The 1,601-nt window shown below is 51.0% G+C and carries 2 protein-coding genes; both read right to left on the reverse strand.

Annotated features, from left to right (window positions below; genetic code table 11):
• Nucleotides 1-734 (reverse strand): acyl-CoA dehydrogenase family protein (locus VLH40_04540; protein HSV31276.1); only part of this gene is annotated, 734 nt, incomplete at its 3' end.
• 149 nt (nt 735-883) lie between these two features.
• A partial coding sequence (locus VLH40_04545) for an acetyl-CoA C-acyltransferase (GenBank protein HSV31277.1) occupies nt 884-1,601 on the reverse strand: 718 nt, incomplete at its 5' end.

A 1,601-nucleotide genomic window follows, 5' to 3' on the forward strand; every position in this document is an offset into this window, starting at 1 on the left:
CCGGCTCGGCCGTTGGCCAAGATCTTTAAGGCAGTGACAAAACCATCGTTTTCTTGTCCGAGCACGTTTTCTGCAGGCACTTCGCAATCGTCAAAGATGATCTCCGAGGTATGAGAGCCCCGCAGCCCCATTTTTTTCTCGATTTTCCCAACTTTGTACCCAGGGAAGTTCTTCTCGACAACAAAAGCGGTAATCCCCCGCGCGCCACTGGACGGATCTGTCACCGCCATAGTGGTTACGATATCGGCTTCGGGGCCGTTTGTAATGAAATGCTTCATCCCGTTTAATAACCACCGGTCCCCTTTTTTTATGGCGACAGTTTTCAGGGCTGATGCATCAGAGCCGGCATTGGGCTCGGTCAGAGCAAAAGCAGCGATCAATTGTCCTTCAGCCATCTGCGGCAGGTATTTTTGCTTCAGCTCGCCGGAGCCGACCATGACCAGGCCGGATGTGCCAATTCCAGTATGAGCGCCGATAAATCCGGAAAAACCGGCGTGCCCTCGACCTAATTCCTCGCCGATGATGCATTTGCCGATCATGTTTAACCCCAATCCGCCGTAAACTTCGGGGATGCTGGTTCCAAATAAGCCCAGCTTGCGCGCTCCTTCCACCAGGTCTTCCGGAATGCGATCTTCTTCTTCGATGATTTCTTCCCGGGGATAAATTTCCTTTTCTACGAATTCCCTGACTGAACGACGAATTGCTTCCAGTTCATCAGAAATACAAAAATCCATAGCACCACTACCTCCTCAGCAATCACCTCTAAAACTTAAATGTCATTTTATGCCAGCCAGAGTTACACATAAAGGTTGTGGGGGTGCAGGGCCAGGCAACCATAGAGATTTCAAGACTTCTGTAGATAAGTGGCCGCCATAATAATTATTCAATAGCTCCTGAGCAGAGTTGCCAGCCCCTGGCCGCCCCCGATGCAGATTGTAGCTATCCCGTAGGTGCCACTTTTTTCGGCCATAATCCGAGATAAAGTGCCTACCAGTCTTGCTCCGGTTGCACCCAGAGGGTGACCTAAGGCGATGGCACCACCATTGATATTGACTTTCTCCGGGTCCAAACTCAATTTTTTGATCAGCCAGAGTGGAACCACGGCAAAGGCTTCATTGATTTCCCAGTAATCTATATCGTTTACCGTAAGCCCGGCTTGGGACAAGGCCATGCGGCTTGCCGGGAGAGGCCCTTTCCCCATGACCAGGGGGTCAACACCTCCCCATCCGAAGGAGACGATGTGAGCCAGGGGTCGAATACCATTAAGCAAAGCCTTTTCCTCAGACATTAACAAGACCATGCTGGCACCGGAATTAAGCGGTGATGAGTTTCCGGCGGTAATAGAGCCGTTTTTTCTGAAGGCAGGAGGTAGTGTGGCAAGTTTCTCGTAAGTAGTGTCTGACCGGATACTCTCGTCGCGGTCTATTAGTGTTTCAATTCCATCAGGCTTTGTTACCTTGAAGGGAAGTATTTCCCCGGATAAAAATCCCTTCTCCAGGGCTTGGGTTGCCCGGCGATGGCTGCTTTCCGACCACAGATCCATCTCTTCCCTGGTGATACCTCCCTCAGCCGCTAACAGCTCTGCAGTATCACCCATGGAA

The sequence above is a fragment of the Atribacteraceae bacterium genome, assembly GCA_035477455.1.
Taxonomy (GTDB): Bacteria; Atribacterota; Atribacteria; order Atribacterales; family Atribacteraceae; genus DATIKP01.